This window comes from Methylobacter marinus A45 (assembly GCF_000383855.1).
Lineage (GTDB): Bacteria > Pseudomonadota > Gammaproteobacteria > Methylococcales > Methylomonadaceae > Methylobacter > Methylobacter marinus.
Window position 1 is genome coordinate 1,037,692 of record NZ_KB912877.1, and the last position, 22,146, is coordinate 1,059,837.

The 22,146-nt window shown below is 52.2% G+C and carries 22 protein-coding genes and 1 tRNA gene; 8 read left to right on the forward strand and 15 right to left on the reverse strand.

The window, feature by feature from the left end; genetic code table 11:
* Positions 1-50: 50 nt before the first annotated feature.
* The 15 genes from rpsO to nrdR all read right to left on the reverse strand — a co-directional run bounded on the left by rpsO (position 51) and on the right by nrdR (position 12,554).
* A complete protein-coding gene (gene rpsO, locus METMA_RS0104620) occupies positions 51-320 on the reverse strand; it encodes a 30S ribosomal protein S15 (RefSeq protein WP_020157900.1) in 270 nt (89 codons plus the stop codon).
* Positions 321-439: 119 nt separating this feature from the next.
* Complete coding sequence (truB, locus tag METMA_RS0104625; RefSeq protein WP_020157901.1) at positions 440-1,351, reverse strand: tRNA pseudouridine(55) synthase TruB; 912 nt, start codon at positions 1,349-1,351, stop codon at positions 440-442.
* A gap of 6 nt (positions 1,352-1,357) precedes the next feature.
* The gene (gene rbfA / locus METMA_RS0104630) at positions 1,358-1,720 is read right to left on the reverse strand and encodes a 30S ribosome-binding factor RbfA (protein ID WP_027147038.1); all 363 of its coding nucleotides are present in this window, start codon (positions 1,718-1,720) and stop codon (positions 1,358-1,360) included.
* A gap of 5 nt (positions 1,721-1,725) precedes the next feature.
* The gene (gene infB, locus METMA_RS0104635) at positions 1,726-4,392 is read right to left on the reverse strand and encodes a translation initiation factor IF-2 (protein WP_020157903.1); all 2,667 of its coding nucleotides are present in this window, start codon (positions 4,390-4,392) and stop codon (positions 1,726-1,728) included.
* A gap of 14 nt (positions 4,393-4,406) precedes the next feature.
* A complete protein-coding gene (gene nusA / locus METMA_RS0104640; protein ID WP_020157904.1) occupies positions 4,407-5,924 on the reverse strand; it encodes a transcription termination factor NusA in 1,518 nt (505 codons plus the stop codon).
* Positions 5,914-6,399: a ribosome maturation factor RimP gene (rimP, locus tag METMA_RS0104645; RefSeq protein ID WP_027147039.1), complete on the reverse strand. Its 486-nt coding sequence runs from the start codon at positions 6,397-6,399 to the stop codon at positions 5,914-5,916. The genes nusA and rimP overlap by 11 nt, the downstream gene beginning before the upstream one ends.
* Positions 6,400-6,525: 126 nt before the next feature.
* Positions 6,526-6,602, reverse strand: a tRNA-Met gene (locus METMA_RS0104650).
* A gap of 116 nt (positions 6,603-6,718) precedes the next feature.
* The gene (locus tag METMA_RS0104655; RefSeq protein ID WP_020157906.1) at positions 6,719-7,231 is read right to left on the reverse strand and encodes a phosphatidylglycerophosphatase A family protein; all 513 of its coding nucleotides are present in this window, start codon (positions 7,229-7,231) and stop codon (positions 6,719-6,721) included.
* Positions 7,215-8,156 (reverse strand): thiamine-phosphate kinase, encoded by a 942-nt coding sequence (thiL, locus tag METMA_RS0104660; protein ID WP_020157907.1) that lies wholly within the window; start codon positions 8,154-8,156, stop codon positions 7,215-7,217. The genes METMA_RS0104655 and thiL overlap by 17 nt, the downstream gene beginning before the upstream one ends.
* Before the next feature lie 89 nt (positions 8,157-8,245).
* Positions 8,246-8,689, reverse strand: coding sequence for a transcription antitermination factor NusB (gene nusB / locus METMA_RS0104665; protein ID WP_020157908.1), 444 nt, complete (start codon positions 8,687-8,689; stop codon positions 8,246-8,248).
* Positions 8,689-9,165: a 6,7-dimethyl-8-ribityllumazine synthase gene (gene ribH, locus METMA_RS0104670; protein ID WP_020157909.1), complete on the reverse strand. Its 477-nt coding sequence runs from the start codon at positions 9,163-9,165 to the stop codon at positions 8,689-8,691. The genes nusB and ribH overlap by 1 nt, the downstream gene beginning before the upstream one ends.
* Before the next feature lie 48 nt (positions 9,166-9,213).
* A complete protein-coding gene (gene ribBA / locus METMA_RS0104675) occupies positions 9,214-10,329 on the reverse strand; it encodes a bifunctional 3,4-dihydroxy-2-butanone-4-phosphate synthase/GTP cyclohydrolase II (RefSeq protein ID WP_020157910.1) in 1,116 nt (371 codons plus the stop codon).
* An 8-nt stretch (positions 10,330-10,337) separates the two neighbouring features.
* The gene (locus METMA_RS0104680) at positions 10,338-10,994 is read right to left on the reverse strand and encodes a riboflavin synthase (protein WP_020157911.1); all 657 of its coding nucleotides are present in this window, start codon (positions 10,992-10,994) and stop codon (positions 10,338-10,340) included.
* Positions 10,995-11,009: 15 nt separating this feature from the next.
* Entirely contained in the window at positions 11,010-12,098 is a 1,089-nt protein-coding gene (gene ribD / locus METMA_RS0104685; protein WP_036297206.1) for a bifunctional diaminohydroxyphosphoribosylaminopyrimidine deaminase/5-amino-6-(5-phosphoribosylamino)uracil reductase RibD, read from the reverse strand.
* 3 nt (positions 12,099-12,101) lie between these two features.
* A complete protein-coding gene (nrdR, locus tag METMA_RS0104690) occupies positions 12,102-12,554 on the reverse strand; it encodes a transcriptional regulator NrdR (RefSeq protein WP_020157913.1) in 453 nt (150 codons plus the stop codon).
* Positions 12,555-12,689: 135 nt separating this feature from the next.
* On the opposite strand from nrdR, the gene METMA_RS0104695 reads away from it, so the two are divergent.
* The 8 genes from METMA_RS0104695 (at position 12,690) to METMA_RS0104730 (ending at position 22,138) form a co-directional block, all read left to right on the forward strand.
* A complete protein-coding gene (locus METMA_RS0104695; protein ID WP_232216323.1) occupies positions 12,690-13,382 on the forward strand; it encodes a class II aldolase/adducin family protein in 693 nt (230 codons plus the stop codon).
* A gap of 36 nt (positions 13,383-13,418) precedes the next feature.
* Positions 13,419-13,679 (forward strand): glutaredoxin 3, encoded by a 261-nt coding sequence (gene grxC / locus METMA_RS0104700; protein WP_020157915.1) that lies wholly within the window; start codon positions 13,419-13,421, stop codon positions 13,677-13,679.
* 100 nt (positions 13,680-13,779) lie between these two features.
* Complete coding sequence (locus METMA_RS0104705; RefSeq protein WP_020157916.1) at positions 13,780-14,178, forward strand: acyl-CoA thioesterase; 399 nt, start codon at positions 13,780-13,782, stop codon at positions 14,176-14,178.
* Between the two features lie 646 nt (positions 14,179-14,824).
* Entirely contained in the window at positions 14,825-15,025 is a 201-nt protein-coding gene (locus METMA_RS27410; protein ID WP_027147041.1) for a hypothetical protein, read from the forward strand.
* A 328-nt stretch (positions 15,026-15,353) separates the two neighbouring features.
* The gene (locus METMA_RS23940) at positions 15,354-15,797 is read left to right on the forward strand and encodes a hypothetical protein (protein WP_020157917.1); all 444 of its coding nucleotides are present in this window, start codon (positions 15,354-15,356) and stop codon (positions 15,795-15,797) included.
* A 196-nt stretch (positions 15,798-15,993) separates the two neighbouring features.
* Positions 15,994-17,361 carry a TolC family protein gene (locus METMA_RS23945; protein ID WP_051114327.1) on the forward strand — a complete coding sequence of 456 codons (1,368 nt, stop codon included), beginning with the start codon at positions 15,994-15,996 and terminating at the stop codon, positions 17,359-17,361.
* Between the two features lie 2 nt (positions 17,362-17,363).
* Positions 17,364-18,890, forward strand: a complete 1,527-nt coding sequence (locus METMA_RS0104725) for an efflux RND transporter periplasmic adaptor subunit (RefSeq protein ID WP_020157919.1) — start codon at positions 17,364-17,366, stop codon at positions 18,888-18,890.
* A complete protein-coding gene (locus tag METMA_RS0104730; protein WP_020157920.1) occupies positions 18,884-22,138 on the forward strand; it encodes an efflux RND transporter permease subunit in 3,255 nt (1,084 codons plus the stop codon). The genes METMA_RS0104725 and METMA_RS0104730 overlap by 7 nt, the downstream gene beginning before the upstream one ends.
* The last annotated feature ends 8 nt before the right edge of the window (positions 22,139-22,146 follow it).

The following is a 22,146-nucleotide window of genomic DNA, read 5'->3' on the forward strand; positions in this document are numbered from 1 at the left end:
ACTAGCTAAAGCAGAAACGGCACGAATACGTGCCGTTTCATTTGTGCTTTTTATTTGCGTAAGCCTAGACGCTCAATTAATGAACGATAACGATTACCGTCTTTATTTTTTAAATAATCCAGCAACTTGCGACGCTGGTTAACCATGCGCAACAAACCGCGACGTGAATGGTTGTCTTTTTTGTGTGTTGCAAAATGGGGCGTTAAATGGGTAATGTGGGCAGTCAATAAAGCAATTTGTACTTCGGGTGAGCCGGTATCGGTATCTGACAGTCTATAGGCTTCTATGACTGCTTTTTTCTGTTCTGCAGTGAATGGCATTTATAATCCCTATTAAGATTAAAAAATTAAAAGTAAAGCCGTCTATGACGACTATCGAATACACTGTTTCCACGATAGGGGGTAGAAGCAGTTGTAATTTTCAGCCTGAGGACTCTTCATCACGCAGGCTCGTTGTCCAGATTGAACAATTTTTTCGGCGCTAGTTTATCATCCAATAGCATTTCTCCCAAGCCCAAAAAAACATTGGCATGATACATGCGTACCATACCTTGCAAAGGCTTTTCGACGCTAAGTGCCTGCCCGTATTTTATGCGGGTTGCCTCGCTCTCTGACAGCTGTACGGCGGGAAGGGATTCTAAGGGTTTATCAACATTAATCAGACATTGACGCAGCGCCTGCTCATCCATTTCAGCCAGCTGCTCAAAGGTTTTGGCATGGTCGATGCTGAATTGACCGGCTGCCAGCCGGCGCAACTGTTTTACCGTTCCGCCGCAGCCGAGCTCATGCCCGATATCCTCCGCCAGCGATCGGATATAAGTCCCTTTTGAACAGCGCACATCCAGCGTCAGCCGGTCCTTGGAAAAATCCAGCAATTGCAGATCGTATATCGTGATGCGCCGGGCTTTTCGCTCGACTGTTTCACCGGCGCGAGCCAACTCGTAAAGTTTTTTGCCATGATGCTTTAAGGCCGAATACATCGGCGGCACTTGGTCGATCTCGCCGGTAAATTTTTTCAGACAGGCGACGATCTCATCAATGCTCAAATCTGGCACCGGACGGACCTTTAGAATTTTACCCTCGGCATCGCCTGTATCCGTCATCACCCCGAGCTGAACCAGCACCTGGTAGCGCTTGTCGTCATCGAGCATTAGCGCCGAAACCTTGGTCGCCTCGCCGAAACACAACGGCAACAGACCGGTCGCCAACGGATCCAGACTGCCGGTATGCCCGGCCTTATTGGCATCAAACAAACGCCTCACTTCCTGCAAAGCCTTGTTTGACGAGACTCCCAGGCGCTTATCCAGCAACAGAATGCCGTGGACGTTACGCCCGGATTTGCGTTTACTCATACCCGGCTAATCCTTGTCTTTCTTATCCAGACCACTCAAAAGCTCAGATACGCGCATGCCGGTATCAAACGAATCGTCGTAATAGAAACGCAACTCGGACATATGCCTTAGGCGCATCCTTTTGGCCAGCTCATGCCGGATGACAGGCGCCAGCTCGTTCAGCCACTTGACATTGTTCCGCTTGCCCTGCTCATCGACGTTCAGAACCGTGACGTAAACTTTTGCCACGGCAAGATCCTTACTGACTTCAACGTCATTGATAGTGATAAAGCCCAGTCTGGAATCATTAATATCCCGTTGCAGAATCAGGGAAAGCTCTTTCTGCATCTGCGACGAAACACGTGCACTACGACCGAATTCTTTAGCCATAAGGGTTACAGTTCCCGTTTAACTTCTATACGTTCAAACACCTCGATCTGATCGCCGACTCTGACATCATTGTAGTTTTTCACGCCGATACCGCATTCCATGCCCATCTTGACTTCGGTCGCGTCTTCTTTAAATCGACGCAACGATTCCAACTGGCCTTCATAGATAACCACGTTATTACGCAGTACGCGTATCGGCAGATTTCTCTTGACATAGCCGTCGATGACCATACAGCCGGCGATAGCGCCGAACTTAGGTGACCGGAAGACATCCCGAACTTCAGCAAGACCGACAATCTGCTCCTTGATTTCAGGTGCCAGCATACCGCTGATGGATTTTTTAACCTCATCAATCGCATCATAAATGACACTGTAATAATGCAGATCGATGCCTTTCTCTTCGATTAACTTCCGAGCCGTCGCATCGGCACGGACATTAAAGCCCATCAGAATGGCACCCGAAGCCAGCGCCAGGTTGGCATCGCCTTCATTAATACCGCCGACGCCGCCATAAACGACTTTCACCTCGACTTCTTCGGTGGACAGACTGACCAGAGACTCGCGTAACGCTTCCAGGCTGCCCTGAACATCGGTCTTGATAACCAGATTCAAGCTCGCGGTTTCGCCGCTGGTCATTTTCGAGAACACTTCATCGAGCTTCGAAGCCTGTTGCGCGGCATGGCGACTGGTTTTGCTCCTGTCTTCCCGGTGTTCGGCCAATTCTCTGGCGATTCGTTCACTTTGCACCACTAAAAATTCATCGCCGGCATTCGGTGTACCGGACAAGCCGAGGATTTCCACCGGTGTGCTCGGAATCACTTCCTTGATGGCTTTACCGTTCTCGTTGAACATGGCCCTGACACGGCCGAACTCATGGCCGCACAAGACTATCTGGCCTTTTTCCAACGTGCCTTTTTGCACCAGCACTGTTGCCACGGCGCCACGACCTTTATCCAGTCTTGACTCAATAACAATGCCGGATGCGGCGCCCTCGACCGGTGCTTTCAATTCCAGAATTTCCGCCTGCAGGATCAGAGCTTCGATTAAATCATCAATACCTTCACCGGTCTTGGCCGAAATTTTCAGGAATTGCACATCGCCACCCCATTCTTCGGGCATGACGTTAATGGCGGACAACTCCTGCATGACCTTCTCGGGATTGGCATCGGGCTTATCGATTTTATTGATCGCGACGATAATCGGCACATTGGCCGCCCGAGCGTGTTCCACAGCTTCTTTCGTCTGCGGCATCACGCCATCATCAGCGGCGACAACGACAATAACAACGTCAGTCACATCGGCGCCCCGCGCACGCATGGCCGTGAACGCGGCATGTCCCGGAGTATCTAAAAAAGTCACCGAGCCGTGATCAGTTTTCACCTGATACGCACCGATATGCTGCGTAATGCCGCCGGCCTCGCCGGCTGCCACGCGCGTCTTGCGAATATAATCCAGCAGCGATGTTTTCCCATGGTCGACATGCCCCATGATTGTGACGATAGGCGCCCGTGGCAGTGCCTCGCGATTATCATCGGCCTTGGCTTCAGACAACATTTCCTGCTCGAGGTCATCCTCACTTTGCATGATCGCTTTATGGCCCATTTCCTCAACCAGAATAGCGGCGGTTTCCTGGTCGATGCCTTGGTTGATCGTCGCCATGATACCCAGCTTCATCAGATGCTTGATGACTTCGGCCGCCTTCACGCTCATTTTCTGGGCGAGGTCGGAAACGATGATCGATTCAGGTATCGTGACCTCTTTCACGATAGGCGCGACCGGCATCTCAAACTGATGTCTGCTTTCAGGCTGCGCACTGACACGCTCCGCTTGTCTGCCGCCTTTTTTCTTGCCTCGTCTGGATTCTTTTCCGCCCGCGCGCGCGCCTTCTTCCTGCAATTTTTTCTTCTGCAGCATTTCCTGTTTCGCTGCCGCCTGCTGCCTTACTTTTTCAGCATTTCTTTTAATGGATTCTTCAAGACGCCGCTCCTTTTCTTCCTGTTTCTTTTTGACTTCCTCGGCCTCTTTGGATTTATTGGTTTTGTCGTGCTTGATTTTCTTTTCTTCCTTGATTTTCAAGGTCTCATATTCATCCTCGAGCTCGACTTCAGGCTCAACTTCAGCTTTAGGCTCGGGAGCTGCCTCAGGTTGAATTTCCGGCTCAGGCTCAATCGCTTCAACCTCCGCCTTAGCCGCTTCGACCTGTTCCCCGGCCTTTTCGAGAAGCTCTTCTTGCTTCAAGCGCTCTTCTTCCTGTTTACGACGCTCTTCCTCTTCCCGCTCAAGCTGTCTTTGCCGCTCTTCCAGAGCCGCCTGCCTGGCCTGTTCCAACTCCTTTTGCTCTTCCGACTCGCTGATCTCGGTACGCTTGATATAAGTCTTTTTTTTGCGCACTTCAACGCTGATTGTTTTAGTCGCATTACCGGGCACACTGGCCTGCTTAAGTTCACTGACTTTCCTGCGCTTTAAAGTCACGCGCTTGGGCGTGCCCTCGTCGGCGCCATCGCCCTTGCCATGACGCTTGCGCAAATGCGCCAGCAACTGCATTTTTTCATCTTCATTGATTACATCATCAGGGGCGCTAGCGGATAATCCCGCTTCTTTCAACTGCTCTAATAATCGTTCCAGAGGTATTTTTACAACCTCCGCCAATTGCCGTACTGTTTTTTCGCTCATTTCCTACTCACCCCTTACTTACTCACCTGTTCCTCGGCAAACCAAGGCTCACGTGCCTTCATAATTAATTTTGCCGCCCGATCTTCATCTATTCCGGAAAACTTCATCAAGTCGTCCACCGACTGTTCCGCCAAGTCATCCATCGTAATAATACCCTGACTGGCCATTTCATAGGCCAGATCCCTGTTCATGCCTTCCATTTCCAGCAAGTCCTGCGCTGGCTCAGCGGTTTCCAGTATTTCTTCCGAGGCAATGGCGCTAATCAATAAGGCATCCTTGGCCCGACTTCTGAGTTCATTAACGAGATCTTCATCAAAGCCTTCGATTTCCAGCATTTCGCTGACCGGAACATAGGCTACCTCTTCAATCGTATTAAAGCCTTCCTCGACCAGAACGGCCGCAATCTCTTCGTCGATATCCAGCTGCTCGATAAACAAACGCTTTATTTCACCCGCTTCAGCCTCACTGCTTTCCTCGGCTTTAGAAGCGTCGATAACGTTCAACTCCCAGCCGGTCAACTGTGTCGCCAGCCGGACATTCTGGCCGCCGCGGCCGATGGCCTGGGACAAATTATCCGAGCTGACAGCCAGATCCATGCTGTGCTTGTCTTCATCTATGACGATGGACTGAATTTCAGCCGGCGACATGGCATTAATGACGTATTGAGCCTCACTTTGATTCCAAAGAATGATATCAACGCGCTCGCCTGCCAACTCATTGGAAACCGACTGTACCCGGGAACCTCTCATGCCCACGCATGCACCGACCGGATCCAACCGCGGATCATTGCTTTTTACCGCTACTTTAGCCCTGGAACCCGGATCACGCGCTGCCGCCAATACTTCAATCAACCCCTCGCCCACTTCAGGCACTTCCAGCCGGAATAATGCAATCAGCAATTCAGGCGCCGTCCGGCTAACGAATAATTGAGGTCCACGCGGCTCTGAACGCACGTCTTTCAGATAGCCTCTGATCCTGTCGCCGATACGGACGGACTCGCGCGGAATCATGTCTTCCTTGGCAATATAAGCTTCAATATGTCCGCCCAGGTCCAGATAAACGCTGCCTTTTTCAATGCGTTTGACAATCCCGGTAATCAGTTCGCCGACCCGGCCCTTGTAGGCTTCAACAATTTTCCGGCGCTCGGCTTCCCTGACCTTGTGGATAATGACCTGTTTAGCCGTCTGCGCGGCGATACGCCCGAAATCGACCGACTCAATTTCCTCTTCAATGATATCGCCTACCTGTACATCAGGGTTATCCAGCCGGGCGACCTCCAAAAGAACTTGTGTTTCCGGAAATTCCACATCACCGTCGATGTTAGGATTGGCATCGACAACTTCCCAGCACCGGTATGTGACATAATCGCCGGTTTTCCGGTCAATCTGCACACGGGCTTTGATCTGATTGGCATGGCGCTTGACAGTGGCCGCTTCCAATGCCGATTCTATCGCTTGAAAAACAATTTCTTTTTCAATATCCCTTTCATTAGAAAAAACATCAACTACCAATAAAATTTCTTTATTTGCCACTGCGCCCACCTTTTTCAATTAAATAGTCAGGCACCAAACGCGCTTTGCTCATTGCGCTAAACGGCACCTCAAAAACCTCATCACCTTCCTGAAGCGTAACAATATCGCCGATGACTTTTTCAATCCGACCGGTAATTTTTCTACGCCCAGCCAAGGGTTTAAACAAATTCACTAATACCGTGCTACCGATAAACCGTTCGAACTGACTTAATTTAAAAAATGGCCTGTCCTCGCCTGGCGAAGAAATTTCCAATTGATAATTGCCTTGTATGGGATCCTCGACATCCAGGACGCCGCTGATTTGATGACTGACGCGCGTACAGTCATCCAACAGAATGCCATTTTCACTATCAATGTAGATTCTTAACAGACCATGCTTAGGGTGCGGATTATATTCAATGCCTACACACTCATAACCTAAACCTTCAACAATTGGCTCGATTAGATTAACCAAATGCTCAGGAGCCTGTTTCATTTTTTCCTCGCTTACTTTCGCACATAAAAAAAGAGCCAAAGGCTCTTCCATAAACAATCAATGGCGGGCTTCCAGATTATCGAAGCCCAGAAAATAAAAAACCCCATGAATGGGGTTCCTAAAATGTGGTAGCGGGGGCAGGATTTGAACCTACGACCTTCGGGTTATGAGCCCGACGAGCTACCAAGCTGCTCCACCCCGCGATTGATGTTTGTATTATAAAGACTTTTTGCCATTTGGCAAACTATTTTTTATATTTTACAGCATCTTCGCCGCATATGGACGGAACACAGTTTGTCAATCCGTCGAGGGCCACCGGCTAAATCCAATTCCAATTGACTGCCGACAATAACACGATAGCCGCAAATACACCCGCTAAAACATCATCCAGCATGATGCCCAGACCACCGCCTACATGCCGGTCCACCCATCGGATGGGCCATGGCTTGAGGATATCGAACACCCTGAACAAGACAAAGCCCAGCACCAGGGTTTGCCATGCCAACGGCACCAGCCACATCGTAATCAGGTAACCCGCGATTTCATCCCAGACTATGCCGCCGAAATCATGCTCGCCCAGTGTTTTGGCAGCCTGTCCGCATATGCCGATGCCGACAATCGTCACGATCAGTGTCAATACGCTATAAACAACGATATCGGCCTGGGCAAACAGCCAATAAACAGGCACGGCCGCCAGGGTACCAAAGGTTCCCGGGGCTTTTTTCGCCAATCCAGAACCGAAACCGAAAGCCAGAAACAGAACCGGATCCTTCAGTATCTGTCTCGGTGTCAATTTATTTTTGCCCAGCTGCGTATTAAGAAAAATGCTCAAAACCTTTTACCTGTAATGATTGAATGCCGCCTGATTTATTAAGCCGCAGCCCAGGCTGAGACTCAATGACGCCAATTTTACTGCAATCCATGGACAACTGGCCTGCCTTCTCAGGGCTAACGGTAAAACATAATTCATAATCATCCCCGGCACAAAGAGGCATCCGCCAATCGCCCGTCTCTTTTATATAGCGCAGTACGTCTGCCGACAGCGGCAGATCATCCCAATCCAAACAGGCTCCCACCTTGCTCTGCGCCAGGATATGCCCCAAATCCCCGGCCAGACCGTCCGACAGGTCGATGCAGGCATTGGCCGTGCCGATTAAGGCTTGCCCAGCCTCACAAGCGGGATCGGGCGTATTGAATCGCTTTAAGGCCGCACCGGGATTTGCGCAGTTATAGCCTTGTTTTATTTTCAACCCCAGTCCGGCATCGCCCAGGCAGCCGGTCATATAAATGAAATCGCCCGGCTTGGCTGTTGAACGCAATAGCGCCTGCCCCCGCGGCACCAGCCCCATGGCCTGAACGGTCATTGTCAAAGGACCCGATGTCGTATCGCCGCCGATCAAGTCCACCGAATAGCGCTCGGCCAATGCCAGAAACCCCTTGGCAAAAGCCGCCAGCCAATCGTCGTCAACACCAGGCAAGGTTAAAGCCAAGGTCACGGAGACTGGTCTGGCCCCCATGCTGGCCAGATCGCTCAAGTTAACGGCCAACAATTTATGCCCCAGTTGTTCGGGGTCGGTTCCGGCAAAAAAATGCACGTTTTCGACCATCGTGTCGGTGGTTATAGCCAGCTCATAACCATCGGGAACAGCCATCAACGCACAATCATCGCCAACACCCAAACGCGTGCTCGGGTTTTTGATGGGCTGACGCGTGAAAAACCGCTTGATCAGGGCAAATTCAGACGACTGCGCAGCCATTTAACGCTCCCTGCCAAGCCGATATTTCCGCCTTGCCTGACGGTTGACTGCCGCGGACAGACTGATACCTGGAATGACTAAAGCCGGCACTACGGCTTGTTACCTTCTGATTTGGCCTTGATTTCCAGCGCTCTTTGTTTTTGAGCCACCTTGTCGAGAATACCGTTAATGTATCTATGGCTGCCGTCGGCGCCAAAATCCTTCGCGAGGTTGATGCCTTCATTCAGAACGACCCGGTACGGCATATCCAGCCGGTGCATCAATTCATACACGCCGATACGTAAAATGGCTCTTTCGACCGGATCGATCTTCTCAACCGGACGGTCGACAAATTCTGACAAAGCCTCATCAATGGCGACGAGATTTTTAGGGATTCCATAAAACAGCTCGGTGAAATAGCTTTTTTGCGCATTTTTCAGCCGCTCTTCCTCCAGGAATTGCCGTTCGATCTCACTGAGATTCTGCCCGGTCATCTGCCATTGATACAACGCCTGCACAGCACTTCTTCGGGCATTGGTACGCGCTTGACTCATCAGACTTCCAGATTCTTGAACAGACTGACCATCTCGATGGCTGACAGGGCGGCTTCCGCGCCTTTATTGCCTGCTTTCGTGCCCGCGCGCTCTATCGCCTGCTCGATCGTATCGACAGTCAGCACGCCGAAACTGACCGGCACATCGTATTGCAAAGAGACATTGGCCAAGCCTTTGACGCATTCGCCGGCCACATATTCAAAATGCGGCGTGCCGCCCCGAATCACCGCGCCTATCGCGATAATCGCATCGTATTTTTTGGCGGCGGCTACACGCTGAACCACCATGGGCAGTTCAAATGCACCGGGTGCTTTAACCAGATTAATATCGGCCTTGGCAGCGCCGTGGCGCACCAGCGCATCAATAGCGCCCGCTTCCAGCTGCTCGACGATAAAACTGTTAAAACGGGATGCAACGATACAAAATCTGCCGTCCTGGGCTGATAAATTTCCTTCATAAGTTTTTATTGCCGACATTTTTGCTTCTCAACTTAAATTACTAATATTATTTTCCGAAACGACACCCTAGCTGGCATCGATACCGACATGCCCGGCCACTTCCAGATCAAATCCGGACAAACCGACATATCTTTTTTGAGTCCCCAGCACTTTCAATTTGCGCACCCCGAGGTCAGCCAGGATCCGCGAGCCGGTCCCCGTCGTGCGCCAGTCCATTGGCTCCACGGCCTGAACCGGATCGGAGATGCCATGATCCTCCAGCTGGTAATGATGAATCAGTTCTATCAGAGACTTATTGTCTTCGCTCTGCCTGATGATCACCAGTACGCCTCGCCCTTCCTCGGCTATTTTTTGCATGGCTTCGCGGATCGAAACGCTGCCGCCGCTGCGCCGGGATGCAAACAAATCGTCCAGCAGATTGCGCGCGTGCACCCGGACCAAGACCGGCTCATCGCCCGAAATCCGCCCCATCACCAGCGCCAGGTGCAGATTATTGTCATTGCGGTCCTGGTAGGCGAAAAGCCTGAAATCGCCGAATTCCGTCGGCAAAGCGCATTCGCTGATACGTTCGAGGGTATTTTCATGCTGAATACGATAATGGATCAAATCGGCGATAGTGCCAATTTTAAGATTGTGTTCCTGGGCAAAAACCTCCAGATCGGGCCGTCTGGCCATCGAGCCGTCTTCATTAAGAATCTCGACGATAACGGCAGCAGGCTCAACGCCGGCCAGACGCGCCAGATCACAGCCCGCCTCGGTATGCCCGGCACGGTTCAAGACGCCGCCGGGCTTGGCCATTAGCGGGAAAATATGACCGGGCTGCACCAGATCCTCGGCCTTCGCATCGGGGGCGACCGCGGCTTGCACGGTACGCGCCCGGTCGGCCGCGGAAATACCGGTTGTAACGCCCGTCGCCGCTTCAATCGACACGGTAAAATTGGTCGAATGCGCGGTTTTATTTTCATTGACCATCAACGGTAATCGCAACTGCTGGCAACGTTCGCTGGTCAGGGTCAGGCAAATCAGGCCGCGGCCGTAGCGGGCCATGAAGTTAATATCCTCGGGACGCGTAAATGGCGCCGCCATGAGCAGATCGCCCTCGTTCTCACGGTCTTCATCATCCATGATGATAACCATTCTGCCCTGTCGCAGATCTTCTATAATTTCTTCAATCGTATTCACTGATGCCTCTAACCCAAAAAACCGGCTTGTTGCAATAAAGACTCGGTCACGCCGCCTTGCGCACAGGCCGCCGCCTCGCCCTTCATCAAGCGCTCCATGTAGCGAGCCAGCAAATCGACTTCCAGATTAACCCGGGTCCCGGGCACAGCCTCGCCCAGCGTCGTTTCCTTCAGCGTATGCGGCACGATATTGACGCTGAACACGGCGCCATCCACATCGTTGACGGTCAGACTGATGCCATTGATGCAAATGGACCCTTTTTCGGCGATATATTTGGCCAGGCTATCGGGCGCCTTGAATTTAAACCGAAAAGAGCGGCCATCCGGTTTTTTTTCGACCACCATACCGATGCCATCCACATGCCCGCTGACGATGTGCCCGCCCATGCGCGTGGAAGGCGTCAAAGCCAGTTCCAGATTAACCGACGTCCCGACAACCGCTTCGCTTAGCAAGGTTCGGGACAGCGTCTCATTGGACACGTCGGCGCAAAAATAATCCTTGCCCAGTTCGACCGCCGTCAGGCAGACGCCGTTAACGGCGATGCTGTCGCCGAGGGCGACGTCATTAAGCGGCAACTTGCCGGTGTTAATTTTGAACCGGCAATCACCAGCGCGATGTTCGATGGCCGTTATTGTCCCGATAGCCAGTATGATGCCTGTAAACATGGAAAGTACCCTTGATTACCGCGATGTAAGTGTGAATTTTAAATCCGGACCTATCTGTCTGACATCGCGTAAATGAAAATTTTTCTTGTCGCTCATATGCCGCATGCCCGGCACGGTAAATAATCCGCGCCCTTGATCGCCCAGAACGCAGGGCGCCATATAGACTATCCATTCATCGACCCGGTTTTCAGCCAGCAAGGCCCCATTCAGAATGGCACCCGCTTCCACCAATACCTCATTGATCTGCTGCTCGGCCAAAAAATCCAGGACCTTATTCAGATCAAGCCGATCGCGGCGGCCGGCCAGACCGTAAACTTCAAAGCCGGCCTGCAGCAGCGGCTGCCACCGTTTCTCATCCTGCGAACAGGTTAAAATCAGGCTGCGCCCCGGCAAGCTTGCCATACGCGCCGTCACCGGCATCCTCAGATGCGAGTCCAGCACGACCCTGAGCGGCTGCACGACCTCGTCATCCAGGCGCGCATTCAGCGCCGGATCGTCGGCCAGCACGGTATTAATCCCGGTCAGGATCGCCGAACTTTGCGCCCTTAACTTATGGACGTCGGCCCTGGCCTCGGCTGAGGTAATCCATTTGCTTTCGCCCGATGCCATGGCAGTCCTGCCGTCCAGGCTCATCGCCAGCTTGCTGCGCACGAAAGGGCGATTCTCGGCCATTCTTTTGACAAACCCTGGGTTTAATGCCCGGGCATCCTGTTCCAATACGCCGCAACTGACTTCAACGCCGGCCGCTTTCAGCTTTTCCAGACCGCGGCCGGCCACTAACGGATTCGGATCCTGCATCGCCGCCACGACCCGGCTGACGCCGGCCTGTATCAGCGCATCGCAGCAAGGCGGGGTTTTGCCGTGATGACTGCAAGGCTCCAATGTCACATAGGCTGTCGCGCCCCTGGCATCGGCCACGGTTTTCAAGGCCTCGACTTCCGCATGCCCCTGGCCGGCTTTAGCATGCCAGCCTTCGCCTATCACGGTGCCCTCCCGGACTAATACACAGCCGACACGCGGATTCGGATCGGTCGTATAGCGGCCTCTTTTAGCCAGCATAATAGCTCTCGCCATGTAAACGGCATCTTGCTGTGTTGACTGCATCAGCTATTTTTTCTGTAAATGCTCAATCATGTCGGTGAATTCACTGACATCCTGGAAACTGCGATAAACCGAGGCAAAACGCACAAACGCAACATGATCCAGCACACTCAATTCCCTCATGACCTTCTCGCCCAGTTCCTGCGCCGATATCTCGCGTTCGCCTTTGGCCATCAGCTCTCTTTTGATGCGATTAATGGCCGCCTCGATATCATCGCTGCCGACCGGGCGTTTTTCCAGGGCCCGCAACATGCCCGAACGCAGTTTATTTTCCTCGAACGGCTCGCGAATGCCATTGCGCTTGACAATGCGCGGCAACGTTAATTCGGCCGCCTCATATGTCGTAAATCTTTCTTTACAGGCGATACATTCGCGCCGACGACGAACCTGATCGCCTTCATTCGCCAGTCGCGAATCGATAACGCGCGTATCTTGTGCTCCGCAGAACGGACATCGCATAACTTAAGCCACTTGTCTCGTGGACCGGCAATCCGGTCTTCAAATTCAAAATTGCCAATTTTATAACACAATGCCCGATCTCCGTGTTTTATTTTTCTAATCCATAAGATCACGCTATTCAAATCACAGCTGCAAATGGATATAGTGTCATGCTCGAACAACCACCAACCCGACAAGATGAGAGAACAGGAAGGCGTCATCAAGTATCGTCTGGACCACAGGCAGCAATCGTTCAATCCCGCGTCCCCATTAACCGGGCTCAATGCCTGGCGCACCGTGTTTTTCCGGCTCGGCCTTATCGGACAATGCGTCGATAGATACGACAACATCGGATTCGGCAATATCAGCCAGCGACTGGAGCCCGGCAGTCACCAGTTCATCGTCAGCGGCACGCAAACCGGGCATATCGAGCAATTAAAACCCGAACATTACTGCCTTGTCGTTAAAGCCGAACCCGAAAAAAACCGGATTCAGTCCCTCGGCCTTTGCAAACCCTCCTCCGAATCCCTGACACATGCCTGCGTCTATGCCCGGAGCCCAGCCATACAAGCAGTCATACACGTGCACAGCCCTGAAATCTGGCGCCAGACCCAAGCACTCAACCTGCCCCATACTCCGCCTGATATCCCCTACGGCACAGTGGAAATGGCAATAGCGGTCAAGCAACTGTTTCAATCCGGAAATATGCGGCATGCCTCAATATTTACCATGCTCGGCCATGAAGACGGCGTGGTGTCTTTCGGCAACACGCCGCAGTCGGCGGCCTGGGAATTGATTAAACAATTATCATTGGCCATCGGCATTGAACAGCAATCCAATAATGAATAGAATAGCCGTCATATATTAGCCCTTATTAATAAACACATGCCCGAGATACTGATCTATACATCCAACCTTTGCCCCTACTGCATTATGGCAAAGCGCCTGCTCGACAAAAAAGGCGCCCGCTATACCGAGCTTAATGTCGACAGCCAACCCGGCCTGAGAGAGGAAATGATGCGCAAAACCAGGCGCCGGACCGTGCCCCAGATTTATATCGGCGAACATCATGTCGGCGGCTTTGATGATCTGTACGCTCTGGAACAGCAAAAGAAACTGGATGCCATGCTGGCGGACGCCCTTTAACCACAATAACTTTCCCGCATTAATCGCTGTCGTCTGTTAATACTCACCCGGCACCGAAGCAAGCCAATTTTCAGACATTCTTATAAACACGAGGCGTACGATGGATCACTACAAACTGGTTTTACCCGAACATCTGAATCATTACGGCTATTTATTCGGCGGCAATCTGCTGCAGTGGATAGATGAAATCGGCTATATCGCCGCCAATCTACAGTTTCCGGGCCATGAATTCGTCACGATTGGACTTGATAACGTGGTGTTCAAACAGAGCATCAAGCTCGGCTCCATCCTGAAGTTTGAATCGAATCTGATCAGGCTCGGCAAGACGTCGGCAACCTATAACGTCAAGGTATCATGCGAGGATCGCGATACTGGCAGCATCGCCCAGGTGTTTGAAACCAACATCACGTTCGTCAGCATCGACAAGAACGGCAGGAAGAAGCCGATTAATAAAAGCGGCCCTGACTTGCAGGCCGATCCAGGAACCATCATTCCTTAATCCGGCCAGCATTCGCAAACGCAAACCCGACACGCTATCGTCAAGCCAACGGTGCTCAGCTCACTTTAAAATTTTCTTGCACGCCAATCAGACCTTCCGCCGCTCATGCAAGCAACGCTCGAAAATTGTAGCAAAGTCGACAACAAAATGGATTTTGTCGCTCGAAAAAGCGGTTATATGCCATTGAATAAGGCTTTGTGCAATAGCCTGTCAAATGGTCACCGCGCAAACTGAAGCGATTTATTCAGCTTAAAGCGCATCACTTTTCGATGCGGCCACCTTCTTTTGAGCAAAAAAAAGCGCCCTATCCGAGATATAGGACGCCAGAAGGTACAAACTTAAGGAGGATGAAGCAATCACGTTTATTTATTCTCTAGCATTAATAATGCCAACATCCAAATAGTCCAGTATTCAGTCAGTTATCATCAGTACGTTTTTATCGCTCGATGCCAGTACTTTTCTTGCACCAAACAAAGAACTGTTTTTCGCTCATAACGCACCGAAATAGTGCATTCAAGACTTTTAGGCCGAACTTTCTTAAGATCGCAACGCGATTTAAGACCGCACAGGGATAAATCAATTTGCGTCCGGGAGTCGAAAAAGCCTTGCGGGAGGACAAAGTACACACTGATTTCGCCAAAAAAATATGGAAGATGACCGAACAGAGGCCAAGCAAGTGATGAATACCCGCCTGCAAAGCCGATACCATGGATCTGCCGGCGCCAAACTGCGCACTCCCCTACAAATCCAACTCCACCCGACCCTGTCGCTCGAAGCCGGCTATCGGGCTGGCGACTGGCCCATTCCTGTTGAAGCCGTGAAATCCGTTTTTATCCCGCCAGATTGATGACCTGGAACCCTTGCTGACCCGACATGGCAACCACATCAGCGTTCAAATCTACTATCTAACAGCGGCCCTCGAACCGAACGAGCATGACGCCTGGTTTACTGCCATCGGGCCAACGTGATATCCATGCACATCCGGATAAGGTTTTTCCGACACGAAACCACAGCGGTCTCGCTAGTACTGAATCGCCCCGGATCAGCAGGCTGATGATCAGACCTTCATTCTGGGGGCGAAACTTGACGTTATCGCACTACACCGTTTTTTGATGCTTTTTACGTTTTGCCGAAATAATTTTTGCCTGCCAAATGCATTCGATTAAAATTGCAGCATGGCTATATTCCGCAACTTAACATTTCAGCGCGTATTGAGTTTGATCTTTTTGTGTACTGCGCTACTGTCACAAACACAGATACTGTTTGCCTGCGAACTGATGGATGGTAAACCGAAGCTGGTTTGCTGTTGCGGGGAGTCCATGCCTGATGCTTGTTCGATGAGTGAGGCCTTCGCCATTCAGGAAAATATGGATCAAGGCCATTGCTGTGACGTCAGCCAGGATTCATTGACAGATGTTGCCACGGCACCCAACTCCTCGACGGTTGATTTTCTGACCTTGTTGCTGGACGGACCACAACCTCCACCGCTCATTGAATATCAGGATATTTTGCCCGCGTCCTTGCAAGCCGATCTCAGACTTGCAATCCCACCGTATGCACCGCTGCTGCTGAGCAGTGACAAATACACGTATCTGCTCACCCGTCGTCTTCGGATATAAACCGGATTCTCTTTCTGATACGCATCTGTTCGCCCGCGATTTTAAGCGGGTGTGAGTCAGATGTAACACGCCTTCTGTTACACACGTAATTCCTTTTTGTGCCTACAGCCCACCGGATTGTATTGCAGCGAAGGACCGTATTCCTATTTGCAGAGTTGGCTTACATCTGAATTGCTTTATTGTTAAAGAGACTCCCATGAAATCCAACTATCATCCTGTTCGTTTGATGTTACTGGTTCTAGCCCTAAGCAGGACCACAAACCCACTAGCCGCTGAAGCCATTTTTAATCAGGGCGGCGAATCATTCCCGGCTATCCCTGCCCGTCCTCTTTCGGGCGCTTCGCGTGCAAATCCGCTTCAGGCGGATTTGGTCTTGTCATCAACCCAATTGATATCTGCCGTACTGGCTGCGAATCCTCAACTGGAAGTTGTCCGGGCGATTTGGCAGGCCTCCGTTGCGCGCATTGACCAACAATCAGCATTGGATGACCCGATGCTTGCCTATAGCATGGCGCCCCAGACAGTGGGCAGTCCGCAGACTGCCTTCGGACAGCGCATTGAAATTTCGCAGAAAATACCCTGGCCGGGGAAATTACGATTGCGCGAGGAAGCCGCGACTCATGAAGCCCAAGCAGCCAGCGAAAACATAGATGCATTAAGGCTGTTCATAGCAGCTACAGCCAAAACGCTTTTTGCTGACTGGTATTACATTCATCAGGCCATCGGGATCAACCGGATTAACCGGGCGTTATTGAAACAATTTCGGAACATTGCCGTTAGCCGCTACAGCACCGGCCAGGCCAGCAAACAGGACGCTCTGCATGCCGATGTGGAACTTGCACTGCTTGAGCATCAGGCTATTGTGCGCGAACGCGAACGGCGGACGATTCTTGCCCGTCTTAATACGCTGCTGAATCGCCCACCCGATGAGTCCCTTCCGCCTCCTTCAAAGCTGCCCGAGATCAGCTCTCTACCCGATGCACACTCATTGCATAACAACGCCCTGCAATCACGCCCTGAACTTAAACAGCTGATTGCGCGCATTCAGGCTGCCAGAGCCAAAACCGAACTGGCGACCAAGACGTTCTATCCTGATATAAACCTGACGGCGGGTTATAACAGTTTGTGGGACAACGATAATAAGCGTGTCACCATCGGTATTGGCGTCAATCTTCCGCTGGATCAAAGCAAACGCCGCGCCGCCGAAAGAGAAGCGCAGGCCAGGATGAAACAGGACGAGTGGAACCGCATTGATCAGATCGCTAAAATCAGGGAAGAGGTGCAGATCGCATACGAACGTACTGATGAAAGCATCCATGTGTTCCAGTTGTATCAAAATAAACTGTTACCTTTGGCTGACGAAAACCTCGAAGCCGCAATAGCGGATTACCGGGCAGGCAGAGGCGATTTTCTGACGCTGATCAGTAGCGAGAAAAACCGCATGCAGACCCAGTTGCAAGCTGAGCAGGCACTGGCTGATACGCATCGGCATCTTGCCGAGCTTGAGCGCGCAGCGGGCAACCTTGAGCCCTTGTCCGCAGTGGACCAGGCAGAGGCGTTGTAATCATGATACCAGTCAATAAAATCCGCTTGTTAGCACTGGTGATCAGCCTGATTGCCTTGTCCGGTATTGGACTGATTTATTTTATCGGGTTCCCAAGCACGGACGCGAGAGCCCACACCGGCCTGAGTTCCCGTTCGGAGGCGCTGGAACGAGACGTGATTCATCCGGCCGGGCCTTTTAAGGTACAGGTGGCGCTAGATCCTGAAAAACCCAGAATCGGCAATAACCAGATAACCCTTATTGTCCATGACGATAATAACCGGCCAGTTGCCGATGCCGCCATTCTGGCGGTCGCTGAAATGCCGGCCATGGGCGCCATGGCCGCCATGGCCATACCCATCGAAATTGAAAACATGAAACCGGGGCTTTATCAGGGCCGATTCGAACTGCCGATGGATGGCGCTTGGCCATTGACGTTGACAGTAATTTCCGGCACCAAGGGGCAAGCACGGCTTACTTTCGATATGAGCACAGGCCGGAAAGGCGTGTCTTTGACGTCCGCAACGCCCGGCGAAATTGCGCCGGGGCAAAACGGTAAAGCCACCGGCACATCCCTGCAACCCGCAACATTCACTGTGGATGCTTACCGTCGCCAGTTGATCGGCGTCACCACCGGCAAGGCGATGTACCGGAAGCTCATTAAAACGATCCACTCTCCCGCCCGGATCACCTATGACGAAACCCGTCTTACCGACATCAGCCTTAAATTTGATGGCTGGATTGGCCAGCTTAACGCGGATTATGTGGGTAAGCCGGTCACTATAGGGCAAACGCTATTCACCGTTTACAGCCCGGAACTGGTCTCGACCCAGGATGAGTACCTGGACAGCATGCGGCGCAACCGTACCGGTCCAGGCAGCCTTACAGCCGCGGCCTATCGCCGGCTGACCCTTTGGGGCATTGATGCCGCTCAGATCCAGGCTCTGGAGCGGCGCGGAAAGGCGGCGGAGTACGTACCCATTCGGTCGCCGGTCAGCGGCTCCGTCATCGAAAAGCACATTGTGTCCGGCACGGCCTTCAAGGCGCGTTCAACGCTGTTGCGTATTGCCGACTTGTCCACGGTCTGGGTGGAAGGTCAGGTCTATGAATCCGAACTGCCCTGGGTCAAGATGGGCATGGCGGCCCAGGTCGTGCTGGAAGATGCGCCGGATTACCCGTTGCCTGGCAAAATCACTTTTATCGATCCGACTGTGGACAATAAGACCCGCGCGGCGCGTGTGCGCGTGGAATTGCCCAATCCAGACGGCGCGCTACGTCCCGACCGTTATGCCCGATTGAATCTGCGGGTTGATCTGGGGGAGCGTCTGGTCGTGCCGGAACAGGCCGTTATATACACAGGCGAAAGCCGTATCGTCTTTCTGGACCAGGGTAACGGGCGCTTGCAAGCCAAAAAAATCAAGACAGGACTGAGAAACGATGACTTTATCGAAGTGCTTGACGGTTTGACGTCCGGAGACGTGATTATCACTTCCGGTAATTTCCTGATTGCCTCGGAAAGCAAGCTCAGATCGGGGCTAGAACAATGGTGAACGAACATAACACGGTCTGCGCCGGCCCTATTCAACGCGTGATTGCCTACTGCGCACGCAATGCGTTCGTCACCCTGCTAGTGGTCGCAATCTGTGCCATTTGGGGTTACCGGGCCTTAATCAACACGCCGTTGGACGCTATCCCTGATCTGTCCGATGTCCAGGTCATTATCTACACGGACTGGCCCGGGCGGAGCCCTGACCTGGTCGAGGATCAGATTACTTATCCGCTCACCACCACGCTGCTGGCCGCGCCCAAAGTCCAGTTTGTGCGCGGTCAAAGCTTTATGGGGCTGAGTTTTGTTTATGTCATTTTTGAAGAAGGCACAGACATCTATTGGGCGCGTTCGCGGGTGATTGAATACCTTAATGCCGCGGCGGCCAAACTGCCCGAAGCCGTGCGGCCGACGTTGGGGCCGGATGCCACCGGCGTGGGTTGGGTATTTGAATATGCGCTGGTGGATAAATCCGGCCATAATGACCTTGCGCAGCTTCGCAGTCTGCAGGACTTTAAACTGCGTTATTGGCTGGAATCGGTTGAAGGCGTGGCGGAAGTCGCCTCCATAGGCGGCTTTGAGAAGGAATACCAGATCACTGTGGATCCCGGCAAATTAGCCAATTATGGCATAGCTATAAACCAGGTCGCGCAGGCCATTCGCCGTTCCAATAACGATGTCGGAGGACGGGTATTGGAAATTGCGGGGCATGAACATATGATACGCGGACGCGGTTATATCCACACCGTTGCCGACATCAAGCGCATCGCTCTGGGCGTAAACAAGTCAGGCGTTCCCGTCACGGTCGGCAATGTAGCCAACGTCAGCCTTGGCCCGGCATTGCGGCGAGGCTTGGCAGAGCTGGACGGTGAAGGCGAAACGGTGGGCGGCATTGTCATCATGCGCTACGGCGAAGATGCGTTCAATGTCATCGAACGGGTCAAACAACGTCTTGCTGAGATTAAAGAATCTTTGCCGCATGGGGTTGAGATTGTTACTGCGTACGATCGTTCGGATTTGATCGAACGGGCGATCTCAACACTCAGGAATACCCTGATTGAAGAGATGATCGTCGTCTCATTGGTCATCATGGCGTTTTTATTGCATTTTCGCTCGTCCCTGGTCGCCATTCTAACCTTGCCCATCGCCATCCTGATGGCTTTTATTCCTATGTCAATGCAGCATATGACCGCCAATATCATGTCACTGGGCGGCATTGCCATCGCTATCGGCGCTATGGTCGATGCGGCCATCACCCTTATCGAGAACATCCACAAACGACTGGAAAGCGGGGACGATAACGCCGCTGCCGATCGCCGGTCGCATCGGTTCCGTACCGATTGCGACACGTCTGACCGCCATGGAGAGAGCAAGCCTCTAGAACTGTCGGGGGCAGCCTCGGCCGCCATCCCTGACAGTCGTGCTGTGATTATTCAGGCCATGCAGGAAGTGGGGCCGAGCATCTTCTTCGCCTTGCTGATTATTACCGTCTCCTTTCTGCCGGTATTCGCACTGGAAGGCGCGGAAGGCAGACTCTTCAAACCCCTGGCATTCACCAAAACCTATTCCATGGGGTTTGCCGCCGTACTGGCCATTACCCTGATTCCTGCTCTGGCCGTGCTATTGATTCGAGGTAAAATACGTTGCGATAAAAGCAGGCTCACCCGGATTATGATTGAGTTATATAGTCCGATAGTCCGCTTGGCGCTACGTTTTCGTTTAGGGGTAATCGGGATTTCGGTACTGTCCCTGCTCCTGACCGTTCCGGTTTTTTTCAAACTGGGTAATGAGTTTATGCCGCCGCTCAACGAAGGCAGTATTTTGTATATGCCCACGGCGCTGCCGGGAATGTCCATCACCGAAGCGGCAAAAATCATCCAGTCCATGGATAAGCGACTTAAGTCTTTTCCGGAAGTGGAACGGGTGTTCGGCAAGATTGGCCGTTCCACCAGTCCCACCGATTCGGCGCCCTTGTCGATGGTGGAAACCGTCATTACCCTGAAACCGATGGATCAATGGCGCAAGGGCATGACTTGGGATGACCTGATTACCGAAATGGACGACACAATGCGCTATCCCGGCATGCCCAATATCTGGTGGATGCCCATCCAGACCCGTATCGAGATGCTGGCAACCGGCATTCGCGCGAGCCTCGGCATTAAGGTTTTCGGCGATGACCTGGCCACGATTGAGTCTGCCGCCCTGCGCATCGAACATGCACTTCAGGATGATGCACGCACCCGCCCCTTTACCCGTAGCGCCTTTGCCGAACGCCTGACCGGCGGTTACTATCTCGATTTCACGATAGACAGGGACAAAATCGCCCGCTATGGCCTGACCGTAGACGACGTGGAGGAAGTCATCAGCATTGCCGTCGGTGGACTGACGGTGTCTCAAACCATCGAGGGACGTGAACGTTATGCCCTTAATTTACGTTATGCCCGCGACTTTCGCGACAACCCTGAAGCCTTGAGCCGGATATTAGTGCCGACACCCGACGGCATGCAAATCCCCATCAGCCAGTTGGCCACGCTTGAATTTATCACCGGACCGCCCATGCTGCGCAATGAAGACGGTTTTATGGTCTCCTTTGTGCTGCTGGACGTCAAGGACATCGGCGTCGCCGATTATGTGAATCTGGCGCGACAGGTAGTCCATGAAAAGGCCGCTATCCCGCAAGGCGTCAGGCTAGAATGGGCTGGACAGTTCAAATACTTTGAGCGGGTCGAGGCCAAACTCAAGGTACTGGTTCCTTTAACGCTGGCGCTTGTGTTTCTGATGCTGTTTCTTAACCACGGCTCAATCGGTGAAACCTTAATTATTCTACTGAGCATTCCGTTTTCACTCATAGGCGCCGTATGGCTTCTGCATTTGCTTGAATACAATCTAAGCATCGCGGTCTGGGTCGGCATGATTGCGCTTGCCGGTCTTGCTGCCGAAATGGGTGTTTTAATGCTGCTCTATCTGGACTTGAGCTATCGGCAGCATAGCGCGGAAAACCGCTTGCAGTCCCGTCAGGACCTCACTGAAGCGATTGTTGAAGGCGCTGCACGTCGCATACGCCCGAAACTGATGACCGGAATGACGACATTGATAGGCCTGACTCCGATTCTGTGGAGTACTGGAAGCGGCGCGGATGTAATGAAACGGATCGCCGCACCGATGGTAGGTGGAATTATCTCAACATTGGTTATGGTGCTTATTGTTTATCCAGCGATTTATTCATATTGGAAGGGCCGGAAAATAAAATAACGTCATCA